At 36.2% G+C, this 17,203-nt stretch carries 11 protein-coding genes and 1 tRNA gene; 7 read left to right on the forward strand and 5 right to left on the reverse strand.

Translation table 11 applies throughout. The features are described from left to right. Window positions 1–1,013 precede the first annotated feature (1,013 nt). The 4 genes from FNW52_RS04420 to FNW52_RS04435 form a co-directional block, all read right to left on the reverse strand. A tRNA-His gene (locus tag FNW52_RS04420) sits at window positions 1,014–1,089 on the reverse strand. A gap of 76 nt (window positions 1,090–1,165) precedes the next feature. Beyond that, on the reverse strand, window positions 1,166–1,882 hold the full coding sequence (gene bshB1 / locus FNW52_RS04425; protein WP_143376262.1) for a bacillithiol biosynthesis deacetylase BshB1: 717 nt from the start codon (window positions 1,880–1,882) through the stop codon (window positions 1,166–1,168). Window positions 1,883–2,154: 272 nt separating this feature from the next. Continuing rightward, complete coding sequence (locus FNW52_RS04430; protein WP_143376263.1) at window positions 2,155–3,219, reverse strand: isochorismate synthase; 1,065 nt, start codon at window positions 3,217–3,219, stop codon at window positions 2,155–2,157. Window position 3,220: 1 nt separating this feature from the next. Continuing rightward, on the reverse strand, window positions 3,221–3,649 hold the full coding sequence (locus FNW52_RS04435) for a PaaI family thioesterase (protein ID WP_143376264.1): 429 nt from the start codon (window positions 3,647–3,649) through the stop codon (window positions 3,221–3,223). Window positions 3,650–3,777: 128 nt separating this feature from the next. On the opposite strand from FNW52_RS04435, the gene FNW52_RS04440 reads away from it, so the two are divergent. The 7 genes from FNW52_RS04440 (at window position 3,778) to FNW52_RS04470 (ending at window position 16,360) form a co-directional block, all read left to right on the forward strand. Beyond that, complete coding sequence (locus FNW52_RS04440) at window positions 3,778–5,295, forward strand: hypothetical protein (RefSeq protein ID WP_143376265.1); 1,518 nt, start codon at window positions 3,778–3,780, stop codon at window positions 5,293–5,295. Between the two features lie 178 nt (window positions 5,296–5,473). After that, window positions 5,474–7,318, forward strand: coding sequence for an endonuclease (locus tag FNW52_RS04445; RefSeq protein ID WP_143376266.1), 1,845 nt, complete (start codon window positions 5,474–5,476; stop codon window positions 7,316–7,318). 315 nt (window positions 7,319–7,633) lie between these two features. Further along, window positions 7,634–11,323 (forward strand): phosphoribosylformylglycinamidine synthase, encoded by a 3,690-nt coding sequence (gene purL / locus FNW52_RS04450; RefSeq protein ID WP_143376267.1) that lies wholly within the window; start codon window positions 7,634–7,636, stop codon window positions 11,321–11,323. A 141-nt stretch (window positions 11,324–11,464) separates the two neighbouring features. Then, window positions 11,465–12,241, forward strand: coding sequence for a DUF3667 domain-containing protein (locus tag FNW52_RS04455; RefSeq protein ID WP_143376268.1), 777 nt, complete (start codon window positions 11,465–11,467; stop codon window positions 12,239–12,241). A 324-nt stretch (window positions 12,242–12,565) separates the two neighbouring features. Beyond that, on the forward strand, window positions 12,566–14,338 hold the full coding sequence (locus tag FNW52_RS04460; protein WP_143376269.1) for a long-chain fatty acid--CoA ligase: 1,773 nt from the start codon (window positions 12,566–12,568) through the stop codon (window positions 14,336–14,338). Between the two features lie 347 nt (window positions 14,339–14,685). Continuing rightward, the gene (locus FNW52_RS04465; RefSeq protein ID WP_143376270.1) at window positions 14,686–15,735 is read left to right on the forward strand and encodes a proline iminopeptidase-family hydrolase; all 1,050 of its coding nucleotides are present in this window, start codon (window positions 14,686–14,688) and stop codon (window positions 15,733–15,735) included. Between the two features lie 223 nt (window positions 15,736–15,958). Beyond that, entirely contained in the window at window positions 15,959–16,360 is a 402-nt protein-coding gene (locus FNW52_RS04470) for a hypothetical protein (protein ID WP_143376271.1), read from the forward strand. Window positions 16,361–16,821: 461 nt separating this feature from the next. On the opposite strand, the gene FNW52_RS04475 is transcribed toward FNW52_RS04470, so the two are convergent. After that, complete coding sequence (locus FNW52_RS04475; protein WP_143376272.1) at window positions 16,822–17,202, reverse strand: hypothetical protein; 381 nt, start codon at window positions 17,200–17,202, stop codon at window positions 16,822–16,824. Window position 17,203: the final 1 nt, after the last annotated feature.

A 17,203-nucleotide genomic window follows, 5' to 3' on the forward strand; every position in this document is an offset into this window, starting at 1 on the left:
GAAGCGGGTGCAAAAGTAGAACTCTTTTTCGTTTCTCGCAAATGTTTTTTGAAGTTTTTTTTTCGAAACTTTCGTTTTGATTTTCTTCAATTCAAATCTGATGTTAGACGCGATAAATCGCCATCTCCACTGATTTCCATTCGCTCAAAATTTCTAAGAACTTACTCCCTTTCGGGTCGGCAAAAGTAAAACTTTATTTCCTTTCTGGCAAATCTATTTTCTAATTTTATTTCGATTTTCTAAATCTGCTTTTCAGTATTTAAAGATGAACGTCTGCATTGTTGCGGGTGCAAAAGTAGCTTGTTTATCCCCTTAAACAATACCTTTCCTAACCTTTTTTTAACCTTTCCTTAAAGTGTTTCTTAAGCTGCTGGTTTGTTGACGGTTACAATCGTCCCTTTTTAAGAAGTCGTGATTTATTTGTAGCCATTTTCGCTTATCACATCCATTTCACTCGGTTTTCAGGGTTGGATTGGGTTTACCAGTACCGGGATGGGACGCCGATTACACGGATTCACTAAAGCGAAAACACGGATGGACTCGGATTTTCTCTTGAAATTGCTTCCCCTATATATAAGGTGTAGCTTTTTAGTAGCCGAATAGATCCAAACAAAACGGATTCCCCTTTGAAATACGTCTCATATATATATAATGTGCGGCTTTTTGATACACTCTTAAATACCTAAGATACGTTTTTACGACCAAATGCCTTATGAAAACTGATGCCCTAGCCCCGATAGAAGGGAAAATCCTTGTTGGCCGGGGTTCGGCCAACAAGATTGGAATGATGGCGGGAATAGCTCCTAATGATCTGAATCAAACTACCCTCAATTAAAATCAATAGCTTTTAGCCGAAATCATTCCTTTATATACTAGGTAGCGATAATTAAAATAAAACTCGCCCCCCCCTCTTAATTTCTTAATCCCCCCACATCCTTCAAAGAATTCAAAAACAACCACGAAACTTTACTCCACAAAAAAAGCCTTGAATTTCTTCAAGGCTTATTATTTCTGGGTGGGAGACGGGGCTCGAACCCGCGACCCTCGGTACCACAAACCGATGCTCTAACCAACTGAGCTACAACCACCATTTGCGCTTAGCGGTGGCAAAGATAGGATAAATGTTTACTTCTCCAAACAAAAAATTAAAAAAAATTCAACAAATTTACAATAAATCTCCTAAACTATTGACTGCCAAATACCTCTCTACTGTAAAACCTTCAGCATATTCTACCCCAGTTAACCTTCCTAAATCCCTAGAACGGTAATTTAGACTTTCTAAGAAGTTTTTACTCGATATAGGAGATTCCGGTTCTTTCGAATTGGGATCATAAAATTGCGAACGATAGGCCAATATCGATTCGATTTTAGTCTCCGTAAACCCAGTGATATCTACTACGAAATCTGGTTCTATGTTTTTCCATTGTATATAATGATACACCACTTTAGGCCTCCATGGTTTTTGAATGACTCCATCAAGAACCGTTTCAATCTTTAACAAGCCTGATAAAAAGCAAGCATCCGAAACCAATTGACTTCCTTTTCCATGATCGATATGTCTATCGTCTATAGCATTACACAACACAATCTCTGGTTGGTATTTTCGAATCATTTGAATAACTTCCAATTGGTGCTTTTCGTCATTTACAAAAAAGCCATCTCGCATATTCAAATTCTCCCGAACAGAAACCCCTAAAATTTTCGCAGCAGCATTCGCTTCCTGATCCCGAATTTCGGCAGAACCACGAGTGCCAAGCTCTCCTCGGGTCAAATCAATAATTCCAACGGTTTTACCCAAAGAAATCTCTTTTAATATCGTTCCAGCGCATCCCAATTCTACATCATCCGGATGCGCACCAAAAGCTAGTATGTCTAATTTCATTTATTTTCTGTTTTCTGTTTTTCTAAAATCTGTTTTCTAAAATCTGCAATCTTGTCATCCCGAGGAACGAGGGATCCCCACAAGTAACTCGACAATCCTAATAAATAAACACTAACTGAACAACACTATCAAAATCCGAAAAAACAATATTGAGGAATAGTATTATGGAGATCCCTCGTTCCTCGGGATGACATAAATTGTGGATAACGTTTGCGACAAAACTTTGTCATTCTCTTTTCTAAAATCTCAAATCAAAAATCGTTAATCTCAAATCAAAAATCCAAACTCCTCTTCATCGTCATCGATTTATTAACACTTTCCATCCATTCATTTTCAGGAATACTGTCTTTGGTAATTCCACATCCCATATACAAATGGGCTTGCGAGTAACAAATCTGCATGCAACGCAAATTGACAAACAGATCCGAACTAACCGAATCAACCGCAAAACTTGTATTCAATTCGCCTAAAAATCCGGTATAGAAAGTTCGGTCGTAATTTTCATTTTTCAATATAAAAGCTTTCGAAGCTTCTTTTGGCAATCCACAAACTGCGGGAGTTGGATGCAATAAATGAACGACTTGCTTTAAACTGAAACCAGCATTTAAAACGCCCCAAATATCCGTTTTCAAATGCCAAACACTCCCCGCTTTAAGGCTATAAGGCTCTGTAACCGAAACCTCCAACGCCACCTCTTGAAGTTGATCTACAATATAATCGGTAACATACTGTTGCTCCTCCCGTTCTTTCTTTTCCCAAACAATTTCATCAGAGCCATAATCTTTTTGCGTTCCCGCCAAAGCCATTGTTTCAAATACATTGACATTAGCTTTTACCAATTGCTCTGGAGTCGCGCCAAGCCAAACTCCAACTTTGGGATGATAAAAACAATACACAAAAGTATTGGGGTACAATTGCACCAATTTTTCGAAAGTAGCAACCAAATCAAATTTCCCCAATTCAATAATTTCTTTTCGGGAAAGCACCACTTTTTTGAATTCTTGATTTTCTATGGCTTGAATCCCTTTAGAAACTAACTTTTCAAAATTATCTTTGTCTAATACACACGGAAGTTCACATTTTTGTTCTGAGACTTCAACGCCTCTTTTTTCCCAAACAACGCCTATTATTTCCGATTGATCTTCGGGAATTAAATGAGTGCTATTTCCATCAAAAGAAGCAAATACAAATCCTTTCTCCGTAAAATCAACCACATTAAACAACGTATCATTATGCTGAAACATTCCAATTATCGTATCCGAATTGGGCTTGCAATACAAAACAAAAGGAAGCCTTTGCTCTTGTTGTTCTATAGCTTTTGCAAAAAAATCACTCATATTACTTTTTCTCTTTCGTCAAAACCATATTAGTCAGTTTACAAAGCGAAATCAAATTCCCTTCCTCATCCGTGATTTTAATTTCCCAAAGATGCAAACTTCTCCCTTTGTGAATAATACGGGCAGTCCCAAAAACTACTCCCTCACGAATACTCCTTAAATGATTGGCAGAAATCTCGATACCTCGCACTTCCTGCTCTTTATCATTAATAAAAAAATGCGAAGCTGCACTTCCCACACTTTCTGCCAAAGCCACCGAGGCACCACCGTGCAACAATCCCATAGGCTGATGCACCAGTGAATTAACAGGCATTTTGGCAACAAGGAATCCGTCTCCGGCATCTACAAACTCGATTTTGAGTGTTTCCATCAAAGTGTTTTTGGAAAACTGATTGCAATATTCCAGCATTTTATCTTTGTCCATTGTCATGTTTTTTTTTATTTTAAAGAATGTAAAAATACATTAAATAGACAATCCAAAAAAGAAATAAAAATCTAAAGCAGCAAACAATCTTACAAATCTAATTTATTCCTATTTTTACAAAAAAAATAACCCAAATGCGTCACATCACTTTACTGTTTTTAACCGGAATAACACTTTCTTTTTGCTCTTGCCGTAGTGATTTTGAGACCGTATCCAGTACCGGTAATTTGACTTTTTCTAAAGACACCGTGTATTTAGATACGGTTTTTACCAATTTGAGTTCGAGCACCTACACCCTAAAAGTCTATAACCATTCGAAAAACGATATCAACATTCCGACGATTAAATTCAACAAAGGATTAAACTCAAAATACCGAATGACCGTTGATGGCGCTCAAGGAAACAAAGGCAAACTATTCAAGAATATTACGCTATTGGCCAAAGACAGCTTGTATATTTTTATAGAAACAACCGTAGAAAGTAATAATACCACTCCAACAGAGTTTCTATACACCGACCAAATTGAGTTTGACGGCGGTGCTAATCTTCAAAAAGTAGAATTAGTAACTTTGGTACAAGACGCCATTTTGCTATATCCCAACCGCAATGCCGATGGCACCACAGAAACACTCCCGATTGATGGTAAAAAAATAGACGGTTTTTATCTGGACAAGAACGATCCCATTCACGGCAATGAACTCCATTTTACCAACAAAAAGGCCTACGTTATTTATGGTTACGCAGCTGTTCCCGAAGCAGAAACCGTGACTTTTGATCCCGGAGCAAGAGTTTATTTTCATGCCACTTCCGGTCTTATCGTATCCAAAAAAGCCTCCATACAGATCAATGGCACCACATCTACCACCGATAAACTAGAAAACGAAGTCATTTTTAGCAGTGATCGACAACAGCCCGACTTCGCTTATATTGCGGGACAATGGGGGACGATTTGGCTTCAAGAAGGAAGCACCAATAATAAAATCCAAAACCTTACACTAAAAAACGCCACCGTTGGATTACTAGTTGAAAACAATGATGGAACAACTACATCTATCAAAAACACTCAAATTTATAACTGTACCCATTACGGAATTCAAGCCAAAAACGCATTGATACAAGGAGAAAATATCGTTATCAATAATGCGGGACAATCCAGTTTAGCCTGCACTTACGGAGGAAATTACAAATTTACCCACTGCACCTTCTACAACAATTGTTCAAGTCCAGAGCAAGTGGCGGTATACATTAGCAATTACAACCTTGGTTCAACTCCGGAAACCAAAGATCTCACAGGCGCCACATTCAACAATTGCATTATTTATGGTTCGTATTCCAATGAACTGCTTTTGAGTAAAAAAACAGCAGCCTCTTTTACATACCAATTCAACAATTGCTTGATTAAGTCCAACATTACCAAAGATCCGAATTACCAATTCGACACTGATCCGGCGCATTACAACGCCATTATCCTCAACAAAGACCCAAAATTCTTCAATCCAAACATCAATAATTTCAATATAGATAATACCTCTTCTGCTTTCGCAAAAGGGAATTCGGCGTATATAATCCCACTTGATATATTAAGAAACACCAGAACATTACCGCCTGATTTAGGGGCTTATCAAAATAAACCGTTTCCGAAAACAAAATAGTTTAAAATAATACCGTAATAATCCTATTTCAACATATCAGAAAAAACATAATTTAATTACCTTTTCATAACCTTTTATAATCCGAAAAATTATATTTTTGTTTGAAATACAAAAGTACAACATTGATAATCAGACTTGTATTTTAACCCAAACTACAAATAACCAAATTTTTTAAATTATGAAAAAAATCTACTCCTTATTATTTTTATTGTCCTTTACAATTGGAATAGGGCAAATCCCGAGCGGCTATTACAACTCGGCTACAGGCTCAGGATATACGCTGAAAACACAACTTTACAATATCATCAAAGGACATACCGATAATGGATATGCCGGTTTATACACCACCTACCAGACTTCCGATATTGATAATTTTTATGAAAATGACGGAACCATATTAGACATGTACTCCGAAAAACCATCAGGAACAGATCCTTATAATTACACTTCGGGATCAACACAAAGATGCGGAACTTATTCTAGCGAAGGCGATTGCTACAACAGAGAACACATAATACCGCAATCGAGTTTCAACTCTGCAGCACCGATGGTTTCAGACGCACACTTTATTACACCTACAGACGGAAAAGTAAATGGAATTCGGTCAAACTACCCTCACGGAACAGTAGCAACTGCCAGTACAACAACACTCAACGGAAGTAAACTAGGTTCAAGTTCCGTTTCCGGATATACAGGAACTGTTTTTGAACCTATAAATGATTTCAAAGGAGATATTGCCCGAATGTATTTATATTTCGCAACTCGTTATGAAAATACGGTTGCTACTTATTCATTTCCAATGTTCAACGGAACATCCAATCAGGTATTCACAACTGCATTCCTAAATTTACTTTTAACTTGGAACGCTCAAGATCCTGTAAGTGCGAGAGAAATTGCCAGAAACAATGCTATTTATACCCGACAAAATAATAGAAATCCTTTTATTGACCACCCAGAATATGTACAGGCTATCTGGGGTTCTACTCCTACTTCGGACACACAAGCACCAACTGCACCAACAAATCTAGCGGTAACAGCCAAAACAACTACATCAATTTCATTGAGCTGGTCGGCTTCTACAGATAATATTGGTGTGAGCGGATACGATCTTTACATGAATACTATTTTAAAAACAACCGTAACAGGGCTAACAACAACGATCTCAGGATTAACTGCCTCAACCGCTTATTCTTTTTATGTAAAAGCAAAAGACGCTACAGGAAATACATCCGCATCCAGCAATACGATATCAGCAACAACAAACAGCAGTGGATCAACCGCCACAGAACTTCTTTTCTCAGAATATATAGAAGGTTCTTCGAATAACAAAGCGCTGGAAATTGCAAATATGACTGGAGCCGCTATAAATTTATCTGTTTACACCATCAAAAAACAAACGAATGGCGCCGGTGCTTGGAGTACAGGCCTGAACTTAACAGGCACTTTGAATAGCGGAAGCAAATTTACCATTGTAAATAGTGCAATAGCCTTGAGTTGTTATTCAACAAGTTCAGCCAATATCTCTACAACTGCAACCGAATTGACCTTTAATGGAAACGATGCAGTAGGTTTATTCAAAAACGGTGTACTTATTGATATTATCGGAATTTTTAATGGTGGAACAGTAAACTTTGCTGCCGATGTAACTTTAAGAAGAAAGTCTACAATCTCTGCGCCTAGTACTACATTCAACCTCTCTGCTCAATGGGATTCCTTCACGACTGATAATTGCACCAATCTTGGAAGTCGATTAAGTACTAAAGAAGTGAAAGAAGAAGTAGTTTCCGATTCTAATGGTATTTCACTTTATCCAAATCCTTCAAATGGAAATTTCACCGTTTATTATAACAATTCTAACAAACCATACGCTATCGAAATATTTTCATTGTTAGGACAATCCATTTTTGAAAAAGAAAACATCAACCAAACTTCGGTACCGATAACTAATCTGCCAAAAGGAATTTACTTGATTAAAATAACCGACAATTCGAAATCAATTAATAAAAAGATCATAATCAACTAATTAAAAGCTTGACAACCAATAAAAAAAGCGGCAAAATTGTCGCTTTTGATTGTACGACAAATTGCATCTTTTAAAAAAGCGCAATCCATTTGATTAAGACAAGGATTGTTTTTATGGTAATTTCACCTATCGAATCTGCGTAAATCTGCCAAATCTGCGTGCCCTTTTTTCACGCAGATTTGGCAGATTTACGCAGATTCTTTAAAAACTGCCTAAGAAATGTAATTTGTCGTGCACCAGTCGCTTTTTTTATTAGTTGCATTTTAATCTTAATTGACTAAATTTGCAGCGTTAAATACAACAAACTACACAACAATGATCCATTTCTTTGAAAACCAAAGCAAAACTGTTTTTGCAGTACACACGCAAAACGAAATTTCGGCTCAAGACATTTCAAAACTCAACTGGCTTTTTGCCGATTCCAATAAAATAGAAAAATCCGTCTTGTCGGATTTTTTTGTTGGACCTCGTGCCACTATGATTACTCCCTGGAGTACCAATGCGGTGGAAATCACTCAAAACATGGGGATTTCTGGAATCATTCGTATCGAAGAATTCCATAAGGCAGCGGCAGATTTCAATGATTTCGACCCTATGCTTTCGCAAAAATATGCCGAGTTGAATCAAGATATATTTACCATCAATGTACTTCCGGAAGCGATTTTGGATATTGACGATATTGCTGCTTACAACAAAAGTGAAGGTCTGGCTTTAAGTCCTGAAGAAGTAGAATACTTAGATAATTTAGCCACTAAATTAGGTAGAAAACTAACGGATTCAGAGATTTTTGCTTTCTCTCAAGCCAATTCAGAACACTGTCGCCACAAGATTTTCAACGGAACTTTTGTTATTGATGGTGTAGAAAAAGAAACGTCTCTTTTTAAATTAATCAAAAAAACATCTCAGGAAAACCCTAACGATATTGTTTCGGCTTATAAAGACAACGTAGCATTTGTAAAAGGACCAAGAGTACAGCAATTTGCTCCTAAAACCGCTGACAAACCTGATTTTTATGAAATAAAAGAATTTGATTCGGTTATCTCTTTAAAAGCAGAAACACACAATTTCCCAACAACTGTAGAGCCTTTCAACGGAGCTGCAACAGGTTCAGGAGGAGAAATTCGTGACCGTTTAGCAGGAGGACAAGGTTCATTGCCAATGGCAGGAACGGCTGTTTATATGACTTCTTATTCTCGATTGGAAGAAAACAGACCATGGGAAGATGCTGTTGAAGCTAGAAAATGGTTGTATCAAACCCCAATGGACATTTTAATAAAAGCTTCGAATGGAGCATCTGATTTTGGAAATAAATTTGGACAACCGCTTATTACTGGTTCGGTTTTGACTTTCGAACATCAAGAATCGACCCCTTCGACAGGCTCAGGGGACGGGGAAGTGAAAACTAGAAAAATTGGTTACGATAAAGTAATCATGCAAGCGGGTGGAATTGGTTACGGAAAATTAGATCAAGCCATCAAAAAGAAACCACAAGAAGGAGACAAAATTGTTATTCTTGGTGGAGAAAATTATAGAATCGGAATGGGTGGAGCTGCGGTTTCATCTGCAGACACAGGAGCTTTTGGTTCAGGAATCGAATTGAATGCTATTCAACGTTCGAACCCAGAAATGCAAAAACGTGCTGCCAACGCCATTCGTGGTTTGGTAGAAAGTGACAACAATCCTATCGTTTCTATTCACGATCACGGAGCAGGTGGACACTTAAACTGTCTTTCGGAATTGGTAGAAGAAACAGGAGGATTGATCGATTTGGACAAATTGCCTATTGGAGATCCAACCCTTTCGGCAAAAGAAATTATTGGTAACGAATCTCAAGAAAGAATGGGATTGGTTATTGGTAAAAAGGACATCGATATTTTACAAAGAATTGCAGACAGAGAACGCTCTCCAATGTATCAAGTAGGTGATGTAACCAATGACCATCGTTTTACTTTCGAATCTAAAACTACTGGTCTAAAACCAATGGATTATGCTTTGGAAGATTTCTTCGGAAGTTCCCCAAAAACGGTAATGACTGATAAAACCATTAATTACAATTATCCTGCATTAGAATATAGCGTAAAAAACATATCAACTTACTTAGAGCAAGTTTTGCAACTGGAAGCTGTTGCCTGTAAAGACTGGTTGACTAATAAAGTAGACCGTTGTGTGGGCGGAAAAGTTGCCAAACAACAATGTGCTGGACCATTACAATTGCCTTTGAACAATTGTGGTGTAATGGCTTTGGATTATCAAGGAATAGAAGGTGTTGCAACATCGATTGGGCACTCTCCTATCGCTGCACTTATTGACCCTGTTGCAGGAAGTAGAACTGCAATTGCCGAATCGTTATCGAATATCGTTTGGGCTCCAATAAAAGACGGATTGAAAGGGATTTCTCTTTCGGCCAACTGGATGTGGGCTTGTAAAAACGAAGGTGAAGACGCTCGTTTGTATGCTGCTGTAGAAGGTTGTTCTGAATTTGCAATCGAATTGGGAATCAACATTCCAACAGGAAAAGATTCGCTTTCGATGAAACAAAAATATCCAAACGACGAAGTAATTGCCCCTGGAACCGTTATTATTTCGGCTGGTGGAAATTGTATCGATATTCGAAAAGTAGTAGAGCCTGTTTTACAAAAAGACGGTGGTTCTATTTACTATATCAATTTGTCTCAAGACGACTTTAAATTAGGAGGTTCTTCATTGGCACAAACGTTGAATGCTATCGGAAACGAAGCGCCAACAATTAAAGACGCTGCTTTCTTCAAGAATGCCTTCAATACGTTACAAGAATTAATTTTAGACAATCAAATCTTGGCAGGACACGACATAGGAAGTGGTGGTTTGATCACTACTTTACTGGAAATGTGTTTTGCGGATGTGAATTTGGGAGCCAAAATTGATTTCTCAGTTTTCGAAGAAAAAGATATCATCAAATATCTTTTTGCCGAAAACATTGCGGTAGTTTTCCAAGCGAAATCAGATGAGACGGTTGAAGCTAAATTAAAAGCAAATAACGTTGCTTTCTCTAAATTAGGATCTGCAACAACCGAAGCTACTTTAGACTTTGGCCCTTGTAAATTAGACATTGCCAAATACAGAGACATTTGGTTTAAAACGTCTTTCTTATTGGATCAAAAACAATCTAAAAACGGAACGGCTCAAGCACGTTTTGACAATTATAAAAACCAAGCGTTAAACTATACTTTCCCAACTCATTTTACAGGAAAAAAACCTGTAATTGATAGTTCAAAACCACGTCCGAAAGCAGCCATCATCCGCGAAAAAGGAAGTAACTCTGAGCGTGAAATGGCAAATGCGATGTACTTAGCCGGTTTTGATGTAAAAGACGTACACATGACCGATTTGATTTCGGGACGTGAAAATCTAGAAGACATTCAGTTTATCGGAGCTGTTGGTGGATTCTCGAATTCAGATGTTTTGGGTTCTGCCAAAGGTTGGGCTGGAGCCTTTTTGTACAATGAAAAAGCCAAAACAGCTTTAACCAATTTCTTTAAAAGAGAAGATACACTTTCTGTTGGAATTTGTAACGGTTGTCAATTGTTCATTGAATTAGGATTAATCAACCCAGAACACAAACAAAAACCAAAAATGCTCCACAACGAGAGCCAAAAGCACGAGAGCATCTTTACTTCGGTAACAATACAGGAAAACAATTCGGTGATGTTATCGACACTTGCGGGTGCAACACTTGGAGTTTGGGTTTCGCATGGTGAAGGGAAATTCAGCAAACCGATGGCAGAAGAGCACTACAACATCGTTGGTAAATATGGTTACGAAGGCTATCCTGCCAACCCTAACGGTTCTGATTATAACACTGCTATGATGTGCGACACAACAGGTCGTCACTTAGTGATGATGCCACACATTGAGCGTTCTACTTTCCAATGGAACTGGGCACATTATCCAAAAGACAGAAATGACGAAGTTACACCTTGGCACGAAGCTTTTGTGAATGCACGATTGTGGATTGAGAAGAAGTAAAACTCAAAAAATCATAATTTCTATAAAGCTTTCAGGTAATATACTTGAAAGCTTTTTTATTTTAAAACTAAAAATTCTTACTTTTATAAACATAATTTCAATTCATTTAAAGCAAAATATTAAAAATCAACATATTAACACATGAATCATAAACAATGTCTGAATTGTGAACAAGCAGTTGCCGGTAATTATTGCCAAAATTGTGGACAAAAAAACAATACACATGCGATTACCCTAAAACATTTTTTCTTTCACGATATTGTACACGGTGTATTGCATTTAGAAAAAGGAATCTTACTTACTTTAAAAGAAACATTTACAAGACCCGGACAAGCGGCATTGGATTACATTAATGGCAAAAGAGTAAAATACTACAATGTTTTTTATCTCATTTTAATGCTGATTGGTTTCAACATTCTTACGGTGCATTATCATCATGAAATAAATCCGTTATCGGTACCTAAAAATGTGGATTCTGGTTTAAAATTTTTGAATTTTTTATCGAATAATGTAAAAATGTTATTATTGGGTTTTGTCCCATTACTTGCTTTAAATGCTTTTCTGATTTTCAGAAGATTGAAACTCAACTTAGCCGAACATTTTATAATTGGGGGGATCAATTTATTAGGAATTTTAGTTTTGTGTTTATTTTCCAACTTGTTGTCACTTTTGGATGCATTTAAGGAAATTAAATCCTTTATAAGCATTTTAAAAATCATATGTTTCCTCTTGATTGTTTTATTTCCTTTTTGGACCTATTTTAATGCTACCTATAAAAGGTATTCCATTCTGGGGTTTATATGGAGAATACTTGTGTTTTATATGCTCCTATTTATTGAACTCTTATTCATATTCAGACTTATTGTAGAAATCGTTACTAATAATCCGACTTCCTTTAATTTAAATTTAAATTTATAATAGTTATTTCCGTAAATATAAAGCATCTTGAATTCAATCAATTACCCAAAAGACCCAAATAACGAAGTTACACCTTGGCATGAAGCTTTTGTAAATGCTAGAAAATGGATTGATAAAATCTAAGAATATAACATAATTTTTAACAAAAGCGTTCTCTATCAGGGAACGCTTTTTTAATACAATTCGTTCAATAACAACACTTTTAAGAAATCGATTTCGTTGAATGTCAATTATGTAATTATATTTTCTGTATTTAATTTGTAAAAAATAAAAATTATTGTTAATTTTTATTTAATTTGCCGAAAAATTCAACAATCCTTCCTAATGACAAACATCACTCGCATTTTTGATTTCCCTTACTATCAGCAAGAAAAATTCAACAAAACTGACGCTTTAGTAACCAAGCAAAATGGGGTTTGGATAAAAACCTCCTCCCAAGAATACATTGACCAATCCAATGCTATTTCTAGAGCACTGCTACGAATGGGTATTCAAAAAGACGATAAAATCGCTATTATTTCTACCAACAATAGAACCGAATGGCACATTATGGATATTGGTGTTTTACAAACAGGAGCACAAACCGTTCCTATTTACCCAACTATCGCTCAGGAAGATTACGAATATATTCTAAATCATTCTGAAGCCATGTACGTTTTTGTTTCAGATATTGAAGTCTTAAAAAAAGTAAATAACATTAAAGTTAATGTTCCTTCACTTAAAGAGGTATTTTGCTTTAACGAAATTGAAGGTTGCAAAAACTGGGCAGCATTGCTTCAACTTGGAGCAGACAAAAGCAATCAAGACGTTGTTGAAGACCGTAAAAACAACGTAAAACCAGAAGACTTAGCTACGATCATTTATACTTCGGGAACAACAGGAAGACCAAAAGGGGTGATGCTTTCTCATAAAAACATTGTTTCTGACGTACTCAATAGTGCTACCAGAATACCTTTCGAGCCAGGCAACAGCAAAGCTTTAAGTTTCCTTCCAATTTGCCATATATTCGAAAGAATGATTTTGTATTTATACCAATATTATGGTGTATCCGTTTATTTTGGAGAATCAATAGATAAAGTAAGTGATAATCTAAAAGAGGTAAGACCTAACGTAATTTCGGCTGTTCCAAGATTATTGGAGAAAGTGTACGATAAAATCTACGCTAAAGGATCTGAATTAACCGGAATTAAAAAATCACTTTTCTTTTGGGCAATCGATTTAGGATTGCAATATGAACCGTATGGAGCCAATGGATTTTGGTATGAATTTCAATTAAAAATAGCCCGTAAATTAATTTTCAGCAAATGGAAAGAAGGATTGGGTGGTAATTTAGATTTAATGGTTTCCGGAAGTGCCGCTTTGCAACCAAGACTTGCCCGAATTTTTGCAGCAGCAGAAATCCCAGTTATGGAAGGCTATGGTTTGACTGAAACCTCTCCTGTTATTACGGTGAATGACATGAGAAACAGAGGTTTCAAAATAGGAACTGTAGGTAGAGCCATTGAAAATGTAGAGGTTAAAATTGCCGAGGACGGAGAAATTCTTTGCAAAGGGCCAAACGTAATGATGGGCTATTTTAAAGACGAAAAATTAACGAATGAAGTTATCCAAAATGGATATTTCCATACGGGTGACATTGGAGAAATAGACAATGAAGGTTTTCTTAAAATTACAGACCGTAAAAAAGAAATGTTTAAAACTTCTGGAGGTAAATACATAGCCCCTCAAATGATTGAAAACACCATGAAACAATCTCGTTTTATCGAACAGATTATGGTTATTGGTGATGGCGAAAAAATGCCAGGAGCATTCATACAACCTAATTTTGATTTCATCAAAGAATGGGAAAAACTACATGGCATTGCCATTGGAAAAACCAATGAAGAAATAATTGCTAACCCAAAAGTAATTGCACGCATTCAAGAAGAAATCGACCTCATCAATAAAAAATTCGGAAATTGGGAACAAATCAAACGCTTCGAATTGACTCCAGATGTTTGGTCTATAAATGGCGGACACCTTACTCCGACTCTAAAACTAAAACGAAAAATCATATTGGAAATTTATAAAGACCTTTATAAAAAAATATACGGTTAATCGGTATAAACTCTATTTATAATTAAAATTTTAAAGTCCTGATAGTTCACTATCAGGACTTTTGTATTTAAAAACTTCTTATCTTCACAATTATTTATTAAAAACAATACAGATTTAAAGGCTTCAAGTAAGGGTTTTTCAAACTTGTCTCTACCATTGACGTTTTTTCTAAACTGATAAAAACGTTATTTCATATTGTTTTTTTTAGAATAAAAATTCCACCTCGCAAAGACACAAAGTCGCAAACAAAATGGCTTTAAACTTTGCGCCTTTGCGTCTTTGCGAGAAAAAAAAACAGAATTGCGAGATACTATCGCGATCCATTAAAAAACAAATAATAGCTATATATGAAATTCAAAATCTACACCATGCTTTTCATCAATCTATTCTTAATTGCAGGTTGCAAAGAAAAACCCGATAACTCCATTAAGTCCAATTATCTGGATTTCTCCAAAAGAGACGATCAATTCACGGGCGGCATCAAAATGATTCCGATTACAACTCCCAAAGGCAATTTTAAGGTTTGGACAAAAACAGTGGGAAACAATCCAACCATCAAAGTGTTATTGCTTCACGGAGGCCCTGGTCTTACTCACGAGTTGTATGAATCATTTGACGGCTATTTCCCAAACGAAAGCATTGAATACATCTATTATGATCAATTGGGTTCGTATTACAGCGACCAGCCCAACGACAATAGTTTATGGACCAACGAAAGATTTGTAGAGGAAGTAGAACAAGTCCGAAAAGCATTGGGTTGTGACAATACCAACTTTTATATTTTGGGGCAATCCTGGGGCGGAATTCTAGCTATGGAATATGCGTTGAAATACCAAAAGAACCTCAAAGGACTGATTATTTCTAACATGATGGCCAGCTCACCTGCTTATAACAAATATGCTGAAGAAGTACTCGGGCCAAAACTTCCAAAAGCAGTTTTTGATCAAATAAAAACATTCGAAAAAAATAAGGATTACACTAATCCAAAATATACTGAACTGCTTTTTAAATATTATTATACGGAACACATTTTAAGAATGCCCATTGATACATGGCCGGAATCTATCACTAGGTGTTTCAAGCACATCAACCCGAATGTATATGTGTACATGCAAGGACCCAGTGAATTTGGAATTACAGGAAATGCCACTTTAAAGGATTGGGATGTCACTGCCAGACTTAAAACGATTACTGTTCCTACTCTAGTTATTGGTGCCAAATACGACACTATGGATCCCAAACACATGGAATGGATGTCCCACGAAGTGCAAAACGGACGCTTTTTGTTTTGTCCCAACGGAAGCCACCTTTCACAATATGATGATCAGAAAAATTACTTTAAAGGGGTAATTCAGTTTTTGAGAGATGTGGATAGTGGAAATTTCAAGAAGTCTTAGTGCTTCTTGCCTTTTATGCAAGCACGTAGACCCCACAACAAACTCTTTCATTTTTAGAGGAGTTTTTTTGCGCCAAATCTATTCAAAACTCAATAGACAAGAGGGCAAGCAGGTGTTATAAACATTATGAAGTAACAAAAAGTTAATAAATTTTAACATTAAAATTATTATATTGACAATATTTTAATAATTTTATTAAACTAATCAATAAAATTAAAAAACTATGAATGCAAAAAACTTTTTAGTTTCTGGTATCGTTGGCGGTATTATCGAATTTTTTTTAGGATGGTTGTTTTACGGAATGCTTTTTAAAGATTACTTTCCGCCAAATGAAAACATGAACATGCTCCTTATCTTTTTAGGCTGTATGACAGTGGGTCTTTTCATAGCATTTATTTACACTCGCTGGGCACATATTACAACTATGATGACTGGATTAAAATCCGGTGCTGTTATTGGATTATTTCTGGCTTTATATTATGATTTTTTTGATAATGCGATGAAAGCAACTGCTGATATCGATTGCAAAGTTATTGGACTAGATATTCTTATCACAATTGTAATGACATCAATAGTTGGTGCTGTGATTGCTTTTGTTAATGGAAAAATGACGAATAAAAAATAAACTTCATTTAAGAACTACTTAACAGTGTGAGTTTTATTTAAAAAACAGAAAACCACGGATACAACATTCGTGGTTTTTTGATTTAGCTTTACACGTTCACAAATATTGTCAAATCGGGCCCAATGTCATTAAGTTAAGCCGTTTTAACCGTCACTTCGAGTGATTTTTAGCATTAATGCGATAGCTTTAATGTTCAAAATTGTATCGAGAAGTCTTCAAAACTTAAGAGTTCTCGATACTTCGTAAAAATTTACTATCGCAAATTATTACTCTTCCGATAGCTATCGGAATCGAACTGACGAATCCTTACCTTAATGACATTGAAATAGAGCCCAGTTGAGATTCAACAAACAATCCCAAAGTAGTAATACATTTTTTTAAGGGTAACTTAAAAACAAGAAAAGCGTCCTCCTTTGGGACGCTTTTACATAATTCTGTTTTTTATTCCGAACACCTACTTGTTATATTTTAGCGGTCTTGGCTTTAGTTTGTCCACCATCATAATCAAAATGAACCCCTGAAGTCTTAAAAGCCGTAAATGCATTTTGAGCACTAATATTCGACAATAAAGCGTGATTGACAAAGTCTGGCTGTCCGTTGGGTTTAATCACATCTTTAAATTTAATCAAATTCTCTATTTTTATTAATGTTATTTCACCTTTTCCTATACCCTTTAGGGCTTTGTGGATTTCAGCACTTCTGTAATCCATATTCTTTGCCGTAAAGTAAGCGATACTGCAATTATCAAGAATGTCTTGAGTTGTTATTTCTCCCCGTCCTTGCAACCGTTCGATAAAACTGTCAAGGGTCGTAATCAATCCTCTATAAGCTACTACTTCCATG

Source organism: Flavobacterium sp. ZT3R18, from assembly GCF_007097385.1.
Taxonomy (GTDB): domain Bacteria; phylum Bacteroidota; class Bacteroidia; order Flavobacteriales; family Flavobacteriaceae; genus Flavobacterium.

Excerpts from the sequence above, each read along its gene's own strand:
- bshB1 (WP_143376262.1), bottom strand. The coding sequence starts at position 1,882 with ATGAAATTAGACATACTAGCTTTTGGTGCGCATCCGGATGATGTAGAA.
- FNW52_RS04430 (WP_143376263.1), bottom strand. The coding sequence starts at position 3,219 with ATGAGTGATTTTTTTGCAAAAGCTATAGAACAACAAGAGCAAAGGCTT.
- FNW52_RS04435 (WP_143376264.1), bottom strand. The coding sequence starts at position 3,649 with ATGACAATGGACAAAGATAAAATGCTGGAATATTGCAATCAGTTTTCC.
- FNW52_RS04440 (WP_143376265.1), top strand. The coding sequence starts at position 3,778 with ATGCGTCACATCACTTTACTGTTTTTAACCGGAATAACACTTTCTTTT.
- FNW52_RS04445 (WP_143376266.1), top strand. The coding sequence starts at position 5,474 with ATGAAAAAAATCTACTCCTTATTATTTTTATTGTCCTTTACAATTGGA.
- purL (WP_143376267.1), top strand. The coding sequence starts at position 7,634 with ATGATCCATTTCTTTGAAAACCAAAGCAAAACTGTTTTTGCAGTACAC.
- FNW52_RS04455 (WP_143376268.1), top strand. The coding sequence starts at position 11,465 with ATGAATCATAAACAATGTCTGAATTGTGAACAAGCAGTTGCCGGTAAT.
- FNW52_RS04460 (WP_143376269.1), top strand. The coding sequence starts at position 12,566 with ATGACAAACATCACTCGCATTTTTGATTTCCCTTACTATCAGCAAGAA.
- FNW52_RS04465 (WP_143376270.1), top strand. The coding sequence starts at position 14,686 with ATGAAATTCAAAATCTACACCATGCTTTTCATCAATCTATTCTTAATT.
- FNW52_RS04470 (WP_143376271.1), top strand. The coding sequence starts at position 15,959 with ATGAATGCAAAAAACTTTTTAGTTTCTGGTATCGTTGGCGGTATTATC.
- FNW52_RS04475 (WP_143376272.1), bottom strand. The coding sequence starts at position 17,202 with ATGGAAGTAGTAGCTTATAGAGGATTGATTACGACCCTTGACAGTTTT.